This window comes from Winogradskyella sp. (assembly GCF_025210595.1).
Lineage (GTDB): Bacteria > Bacteroidota > Bacteroidia > Flavobacteriales > Flavobacteriaceae > Winogradskyella.
Window position 1 is genome coordinate 43,903 of record NZ_JAOARH010000047.1, and the last position, 8,876, is coordinate 52,778.

The 8,876-nt window shown below is 29.3% G+C and carries 9 protein-coding genes; 4 read left to right on the forward strand and 5 right to left on the reverse strand.

Features of this window, described 5'->3' with window-relative positions:
* The first annotated feature begins 22 nt into the window (after window positions 1–22).
* From N4A42_RS05265 to N4A42_RS05275, 3 genes are read left to right on the forward strand one after another with little or no spacing between them, the layout of a single operon-like run.
* Complete coding sequence (locus tag N4A42_RS05265) at window positions 23–706, forward strand: cell division ATP-binding protein FtsE (protein WP_294070923.1); 684 nt, start codon at window positions 23–25, stop codon at window positions 704–706.
* Between the two features lie 31 nt (window positions 707–737).
* Complete coding sequence (locus tag N4A42_RS05270) at window positions 738–1,631, forward strand: glycosyltransferase family 2 protein (protein WP_294070926.1); 894 nt, start codon at window positions 738–740, stop codon at window positions 1,629–1,631.
* On the forward strand, window positions 1,628–2,566 hold the full coding sequence (locus tag N4A42_RS05275) for a glycosyltransferase family A protein (protein ID WP_294070929.1): 939 nt from the start codon (window positions 1,628–1,630) through the stop codon (window positions 2,564–2,566). The genes N4A42_RS05270 and N4A42_RS05275 overlap by 4 nt, the downstream gene beginning before the upstream one ends.
* On the opposite strand, the gene N4A42_RS05280 is transcribed toward N4A42_RS05275, so the two are convergent.
* Both N4A42_RS05280 and N4A42_RS05285 read right to left on the reverse strand, forming a co-directional pair.
* A complete protein-coding gene (locus N4A42_RS05280; protein WP_294070932.1) occupies window positions 2,546–2,959 on the reverse strand; it encodes an FdtA/QdtA family cupin domain-containing protein in 414 nt (137 codons plus the stop codon). The genes N4A42_RS05275 and N4A42_RS05280 overlap by 21 nt on opposite strands.
* Before the next feature lie 15 nt (window positions 2,960–2,974).
* A complete protein-coding gene (locus tag N4A42_RS05285; RefSeq protein WP_294070935.1) occupies window positions 2,975–4,069 on the reverse strand; it encodes a glycosyltransferase in 1,095 nt (364 codons plus the stop codon).
* Window positions 4,070–4,106: 37 nt separating this feature from the next.
* Here N4A42_RS05285 and N4A42_RS05290 point away from each other — a divergent pair, with 37 nt between their 5' ends.
* On the forward strand, window positions 4,107–5,252 hold the full coding sequence (locus N4A42_RS05290) for a glycosyltransferase (RefSeq protein WP_294070938.1): 1,146 nt from the start codon (window positions 4,107–4,109) through the stop codon (window positions 5,250–5,252).
* A 3-nt stretch (window positions 5,253–5,255) separates the two neighbouring features.
* Here the strand turns inward: N4A42_RS05290 and N4A42_RS05295 are convergent, their stop codons facing one another.
* The 3 genes from N4A42_RS05295 to N4A42_RS05305 form a co-directional block, all read right to left on the reverse strand.
* Window positions 5,256–6,545, reverse strand: coding sequence for an O-antigen translocase (locus N4A42_RS05295; protein WP_294070941.1), 1,290 nt, complete (start codon window positions 6,543–6,545; stop codon window positions 5,256–5,258).
* 11 nt (window positions 6,546–6,556) lie between these two features.
* Window positions 6,557–7,864, reverse strand: a complete 1,308-nt coding sequence (locus N4A42_RS05300; protein WP_294070943.1) for an O-antigen translocase — start codon at window positions 7,862–7,864, stop codon at window positions 6,557–6,559.
* On the reverse strand, window positions 7,865–8,876 hold a 1,012-nt coding region (locus N4A42_RS05305; protein ID WP_294070946.1), incomplete at its 5' end, for a DegT/DnrJ/EryC1/StrS aminotransferase family protein. It abuts the gene before it with no gap.

The window sequence follows — 8,876 nt, forward strand, 5'->3', positions numbered from 1 at the left end:
TTACCTAAATTTTAATTACAATATGTCCGAAACTATTTTACAACTCAAAGATGCTACAATTTATCAAGGAGGTAACATGGTACTATCTAACGTTAATTTTGAAATGCAAAAAGGCGACTTTGTTTACCTTATCGGAAAAACAGGAAGTGGTAAAAGTAGTTTTATGAAAACCCTTTATGGCGATTTAGAATTAAATGAAGGCGATGGTCATGTTGTGGATTTTAACTTAAGAACCATGAAAGAAAAAGACATTCCTTTTTTACGCAGAAAATTGGGTATTGTTTTTCAGGATTTTAAGTTATTACCAGATCGTACCATCAATGGTAATTTAGAATTTGTTCTAAAAGCTACTGGCTGGAAAGATAAAGACAAAATAAAGGAACGTATTGAAAAGGTCTTAGATAAAGTTGCCATGAAAACCAAAGGCTTTAAATTTCCGCACGAGCTTTCTGGTGGTGAACAACAACGTATAGCTATAGCCAGAGCTTTACTTAATGACCCTGAATTGATTTTAGCCGATGAGCCAACCGGAAATTTAGACCCTCAAACCAGTATTGAGGTTATGGAAGTACTACAAGATATTAACAAAAACGGCAATACCATTTTAATGGCCACACACGATTATGCTTTGCTTTTAAAATACCCAAGCAAGACTTTAAAATGTGATGAAAATAAAGTTTTTGAAGTGGTGCAACGTAAAAGCTAACAATAACTACAAGGTTTTTTTGATATAAACCATGCTTTCAATACTTATACCAACATACAATTACAATGTTAGTGAGCTTATTACTTCTCTCAATAGAATATGCAACCAATTAGATTTTGATTATGAAATTTTATGCTGGGAAGATGGCTCTCATCTTTATTTAGAAGAGAATAGAAATGCATGCAATAATGTAAGATTTGCCACTCATCATATTTCAAAAAACAACAAAGGAAGTATAACATCTCGTCATATTTTAGCCAAAAAATCCAAATACGATTGGTTACTTTTTTTAGATGCTGATATAGAAATTATAGATAATCATTTTATTGAAAATTATTCAACCTATTTTAACAATAGATTAGATGCCATATATGGTGGTTGTTCTTATGATTTAAAAAAACCAAGGGCTTCTAAAATATTACGATGGAAGTATGGGAAAACCTACGAGGAAATTGAATCAAAAACCAGAAATAAAAACCCATATAAATTTATTGTTTCGGTAAACTTTATAATAAAGAAAAACATATTCTTAAAATTAGTTTCTAAAATAAATGCTGATGACTATGGTTATGACATCTTTTTAGGTGCTCTAATGAAAGATAGCAATACTAAAGTTTTACATATTAACAATCCAATAATTCACAAAGGTCTCGATGACAACTTTATTTTTCTAGATAAGGTAGAAAGAGCTGTAAAAACCAATTATAAATTGTTATCTGAAAAAAAAGTTAGCACTTCAGATAATAGCCTTTTAAAAGTATACAGATTGATTAAAACGTTGAAATTATTGAAAATCATCAATACGATTTTTAAATGGTTTAAAAAGTCAATTAAAAATCAATTATTAAGTAACAATCCAAATGTTAAACTACTTCAGTTTTATAAATTAGGCTACCTTTGTTCTTTAAGTCTTAAAAGAGAATGACTCCATTTTTTTCAGTTGTAGTAAGTGTTTACAACAAGGCCCATTTTGTTAAAAAAACCATAAAAAGTATTCTAAATCAATCTTTTAGAGATTTCGAATTAATAATTATTGATGATGGTAGTACTGATAACAGTCTTGAAATTTTACAAACTATAAAAGATGATAGAATTTCTATTTACACTACAAAAAATCAAGGTGTTTCTAAGGCAAGAAATTATGGATTAAACAAAGCTAATTGTAATCATATAGCCCTATGTGATGGTGATGATATTTGGTTAGAAAACCATCTGTTAGAATTAAAAACTTTAATAGAAAACTATCCTGATTGTGGTATATATGCAACAGCTTACGAAAAACATTTTTTCAACAATTACATAACAAAGCCTAAATTTAACAATGTTGACCATCCTTTTTTTGGTATTGTTGAAGACTATTTTATGACTAGCCTCTCTGATAATATCCTTTGGACATCTTCAGTTGCTATACCCAAGAGTATTATTAACAACGATTTTCAATTTGATGAAAATTTAGGATGGGGAGAAGATACAGACTTATGGATAAGAATCGCTAATAATTATAACGTTGCATTTTCTTCAACTTCTACAGCTCACAAAATGATTCACAGTGAAGAGAATCATCTGTCATTGACTAAAAACATTCCTAACTTAATGTTAATGATAAGCAAACATATAGAAGAGGAGAAAAAAAACCCTTCATTAAAAGCATTTATAGATACAAACAGGTTCATGATTGCTATGGAAGCTAAACTGAGACATGACTTCAACAACTATAAAAAAGTAAAAAACGATATTAATCTAAAAAACTTAAACTCTTGGCGCAGGTTATTATTATATCTACCTACAAATGTTTTAATTTTTTTAAAACACTTAAAGTTTTATCTCCTTAAAAAGAAATTATACCGTTCGCCTTTGTAATTTACAAAACAAATCATAATCTCTCACATATTCATTTTCATTATAATTTGTTGATGCTAGCACCAAACAAACAGCACCAGAAGAGAAATTATCTATTTCTCGCCAAATATTGGTTGGAACATACAATCCTTGAGTTGGCTTATTAAGCATAATTCTCTTGTGATCATTACCGTCATCTATAATTACTTCAAAACTACCACTAAGTGCTATAATTACAGATTCTTGTTCTTTGTGAGCATGTCCTCCTCTGAAGCTATCACTAGGCACATCGTATAAATAATAAACACGTTTCATTTCAAATGGAATAACATCTTTTTCCACAACAGCTAATGAGCCACGCTCATCATGTACTTTTGGTATTTCTATTAAAGTGGTATTATTTAAGGTATTCATCTAACTTTTAAAATTTTATTTTAATAAAGCTTGCCATTGTAAACCTATAACCTCGTTTGACAAATGCTTTACGCTAGATTTAGCGTTAGATTTGCAATGTTGGTATAATTCTTTATCCTCTATCATTCTATTCATTGCTTTAGCAAAAGCTTTAACATTATGATTTTCTACTAAAAGTCCGTTATATTCATTAATAATTATTTCATTTGGGCCAGATTTACAATCTACAGAAACTACTGGAACGCCTAAAGAGAGGCTCTCTGGAATCACCATAGGAAAACCTTCATATTTGCTTGTTAAAACCATAAAAAGACTATTTTTCACATACGGGTAAGGATTCTTTTCAAAACCCTGAAAAACAACACTTCCCATAACATTAATCTCTCTAGCATAATCTTTTAGCATTACTTCATCTAATCCATTGCCCAATATTAAGAGCCTTATTTTATTTTGATTAAGTTTTGACAACTTAAAGGCATTGAGCAACAATTTTAAATTTTTATGCTCATCATCCAACCTTCCATAGTAGATAATATAATTATTAATACTGTTGCTCACTTCTTCATTAGCACAATTATTGATGTTTTCAAAATCAAAACCATTATAGATAGTTTTTATATCCTCTAATTGATAAATTTCCCTAAAATATGTTTCAGCTTCTTTAGAGACAGCAACCATTGTTGCTTTTCTATATAATATTTTATTTAACCATTTATAAGGTGTAAAAGCTTTTTTAGAATTACAATTATGAATTACATAAACAACTGAAAATAATCTATATATCAATTTTGTTATTATAAATTCCCTATAAAATTGCACTCTTGTTCTTGCATCAATAATATAATCAAACTTATGTTTATTAAGATAATTTTTAAAAACTTTTAATCTTTGTAATCTTCCTAAAACATAATCATTTTGAGCTTTGAACTTTCCTAAATTGAGCAACTTTCCTTTATAAGGATAATCTATTTGATCTAATACCGAAACAATATGAACATTATAACCCAAATCAAATAACATTTCAGACAACAAAGCTGAAGAACGTTCTGCACCACCACCACCAAGTGAAGACACTACGATACAGATTTTTTTAGCATTAGGTTTAATCATTAAAAAGTATATTTGAAAAGCAAATGTAACTATATAAATGAACATATTACTCGTAGGCGAATATAGCCGACTACATAATTCCTTAAAAGAAGGCTTAGAGAAACTAGATCACAATGTTACTATTGTAGCACCATTTGATGGTTTTAAAAAATACAGCGTTGATTTACTTATTAGTAAAAAATATCAAAAAGGTTTTAAACAAAAAGTAAAAAATCTTTTATACCGATTATTCGATTACGATTTAGAATCTAAAAATGTAAAAAGTCAAATTTTAAAATTATGTTCTCAACTTAGTAACTATGATATAGTACAATTCATAAATGAAGCTCCATTTGGTTGTACCTCCAAGATAGAAAAAGATATTTTTGATTTAATAACATCCTGGAACAAAACCACGTACTTGTTATCTTGTGGTACAGATTACATAAGTGTTTCTTATGCTAAGGAAGAAAAATTTAGATACTCCATTTTAACTCCTTATAAAAATGGAAAAGATAAAAATTCTATAAGTGCTTATGGTTTACAATATATAACACCTGAATTCAAAACACTTCATAAGCATATTTACAAAAACATTGAAGGAGTAATTGCTTCAGATATAGATTACCATTTACCTTTAAAGAATCATCCAAAATATTTAGGCTTAATTCCAAATCCAATAAACACAGAAATATTGCATTATAAAAAGCCAGAAATAAAAGGTAAGATTGTTATTTTTCATGGTATAAACTCTCATAATTATTACAAAAAAGGCAATGATATTTTTGAAGAAGCTCTGGCAATAGTAAAAAAAACACACTCCAAAAGCATTATAATTACAACTGTAAGGAGCTTACCCTATAGCGACTATATTAAAGCTTATGATGAAGCTCACATTTTATTAGATCAAATCTATGCTTATGATCAAGGTTATAATGCCCTAGAGGCTATGGCAAAAGGAAAAGTTGTTTTTACAGGCGCTGAACAAGAGTGGTTAGAGCACTATAATTTAGAAGAAGACACAATTGCTATAAATGCATTGCCAGACGCTAAAGCAATTGCAAAAAAGCTTGAATGGTTAATAACCAACCCTAATAAAATCATCGAAATTTCTAAAAACGCGAGACAGTTTATAGAAAAACACCATCATTATATTAGCTCTGCTGAAAAGTATTTAAACACTTGGACTAATAATAAAAAATAAGATTTATATTCCTTTTTCTGAACTGTTTTTAAAACCCATACCTATAACAAATATTATAATTACAAAATATATAATATATCTCACAAGGTGAGCAATCACAACTCCTTCGGTATTAAAATAACTTATAAAAACAACGGTAAGCACATAAAAAAGGATAAGCGATATAATCTCTGTAATCACAAAGCTTTTAACCATTTTTTTGGCTAAAAACTGATGTGCTATTACCAAAGCGCATAGACGCACAAAATCACCCCACAACTGCCACTTAAATAGAGGTTCCATCCCTTTAAAATCTGGGTAAATAATATCTATAATAACATTACGTAAAAGATAAACCAATAGCATTCCTAAACCAAAAATTGGTAGTATGGTTTTATAAATCTTAAAAACTTCTTGCTTAAATGCTTCCTTAGTATGAATGTTAGCAAATCTAGGAATAACATAAAGTGTAAATAACCCAGAAGCAAATACCATATAATTTTTTGAAATAAAACTAACGGCTGTCCAATAACCTGCTTCATTAACACTAATCTTATGCTCTACAAGACCAATAATATTTAACTCTATATAATTTAACAAAAAAGTGGAAATAAAAGACATTAACGTAAATGCCAATAAACTGTTTTTATAATCTAAACCAAAGCTCAAGCTTTTATAGCTAACATAGCGTTTTACTACTTTACCAAAGACAACAATTATTACAATTAGCTGAATAATTGGCGCAATAGCGATGGCTAACATTGCTGCTTTTAGATTAGCATTATATATAGCTAATACAAATACTGAAATTGACAAAACATAACTTAGCAATTCTATCTTAGCATAATTCTTATACTCAGACAAACCATTTACAATACCATTTACAGACCTGTTTAAAGCTATAAAAGGTATGATGAATGAAATGATTCTAAGAACATAGCCAAACTCATCTGACTTAAAAATGAGTCTTGAAAAAAAATCTGCTCCAAAGAAAAGTACGATTCCAGATATTAAGGAGCCAACAATTATAAAGACTGTAGCTGTAGAAAATAATTTATTTAACTCTGGCTTATTTCCCTTATGCTCAGCAACATATTTTACAATACCGTTAAATATTCCTAAAGAAGAAATACTGGTTAACATTCCCATTATATTTCTAATCTGCCCTATACGTGCAATACCTACTTCACCTAATGTTGATGCTAACAACCATTGAACAAACCCAGAAATAACAAGTCTAATCGTAATTACTACAGCATTAAGAGACGTAATTTTAAGAACAATATTTTCTCTAATAAATTTAGGAATCTTCACAGTTGTTGTCTTTAAAATTCATCTACATCATCCACACTTATTACTCCAAACAATGAGCTGCCAAAAATGAGTAAAACTATCGCAAAATGCATAAAATAGCTTAAACAATATCCCATTACAGCACCTTTTAACCCAAATGCATCTATAAGATAAATACTAGAGAAATACATAATAACAAACAAAAAGGCTTCAATAATAATAAAATGCGCAAACATCTTCTTTGCCAAAAACTTATAAGCAATAACCATAGACATTACACGAATAAGATCACCCAAGATCTGATACCCCATTAAGTCTTCTACAGGTCTAAATTCTTCAGTAAACAACAAATTAACCAATATACTTCTACTTAAATAAATAACTCCTAAAATGGCAGCAAACAAAGGAAGTACGGTCTTATAAAAACCAAACACCTCTTTTCTAAATTCTGTTTTAGAGGTTAACTCAGCAAATTTTGGTAAAAAATACAATGCCATTAATGAGTTAATAAACATTAAATAATAGTCTGAAACTCGGGTTACGGCTGTCCAATAACCAGCTTCCTTAATTCCTATTTCTGTAATAATATAATTTCTAATAATGATATAAACAACAGGCAAAGCTATTGAAGACACCAAAGCCATAATCATAAAAGGGCATAAATTTCTTAAAATAGCATTACTAACATCTGTAATTTTTATATAAGACATTAGGTTTTTTCTAAAAGCAATACCAACTATTGTAATTAAAAGATTAAGAGCTGGTGTAATTACTACTGCGATTAATGCCCCGTCTATATTTTCTTGCTTAATTAAAAGCAACGTTATAAGTAATCCTAAAATTTGCCCTGTTATGTTTATTATTAACAGAATCTTGTACTTAGAAAAACCATTCATTATTGAAAACGCAAACATATTTAGCGAGTAGAATGGTAAGACTATAGCCAAAGTCTTTATAACATACGTGTAATTGTTATTTAAAAAAATAAAATTATTAATATACTCTGCATTATAATAGCACAAAAATGCTAAAAGCACTGTAGAGAAAAATCCAAAATAAAATATAGTTGATAACGTAGCAGTAAGTACCTTAATATCATTTTTACATTTACCAATGAATTTAACGGCACCATCATAAAGACCTAATATTGATAATGATTGAATTGCACTAAAAAAGTTTCTCAAATTACCAATGAGCGCCATACCTTCTGGCCCAATAAACAGGGCTATAAATTTAGATATTAAAATTCCGGCTATGATTTTAATACTAATATTAGCTGTATTAAGATTAGCGGCTTTTATTAAAACCTCAGTATTTATGTAGTGAAAAAACTTTTTCAATTAATAAGCATTTAAGACATCAATAACGGTTTGCGTTTCATTTTCCGTCATTACTGGACTGATTGGCAAACTTATAATTCTTTTATGAATTTGTTCGGTTATAGGTAATTTTAAATAAGAAAATTCTTGAAGTGCTTTTTGTTTATGTGGAGGAATTGGATAATGAATTAACCATCCTATTTTATGGTTATCTAAATAAGCTGTAAAGTTAGCCCTATCGTCTACTTCTATTACAAAAGCATGAAAAACATGATTCTGTGAACCATCGTAAAAAGGTAAACTCAATTTAGGGTTTTTCACCTCATTTAAATAGCGCTTAGCAATATTTCGCCTTTTTGCATTATCTGAGTCTAAATGTTTTAGCTTTATACTTAAAAAAGCCGCTTGCATATCATCTAACCGACTATTATAACCTATAATTTCATTTTCATATTTTACTTTACTACCATAGTTTCTCATTAATGAAACTACTTCAAAAAGTGCTTTATCCTTAGTTGTGATAGCACCTCCATCACCAAGAGCTCCCAAGTTTTTACTAGGATAAAAACTAAAAGCTGCTGCATCACCTAAATTTCCTGCTTTTAGCTGTTGGCTGTTGGGATTTAGTTCTTGGAATTGGGAATTTGTTACAGCTCCATGCGCTTGTGCAGCATCTTCAATTAATAATAAATTATGCTTAGCTGTAAAAGCTTTTAGTGCTTCTGCTTGTGATAACTGCCCATACAAATGCACCATTAAAATTGCTTTAACATCTTCTGTTAATTTAGCATAAAGATTATCTATAGAAAGATTATAGGTTTTTGGATTAGGCTCCACCAACACCGGCTCTAAACCTGCATGTAAAACCGATAAAACACTGGCTATATATGTATTTGCAGGCACAATAACTTTGTCCTCTTTTTTAAGCTTACCTAATTCTATATAGCCTTTAAAAATTAAGGTTAAAGCATCTAGACCGTTACCTGTACCAATACAATATTTTGTATCGCAATAATGCGCAAATTCAGTTTCA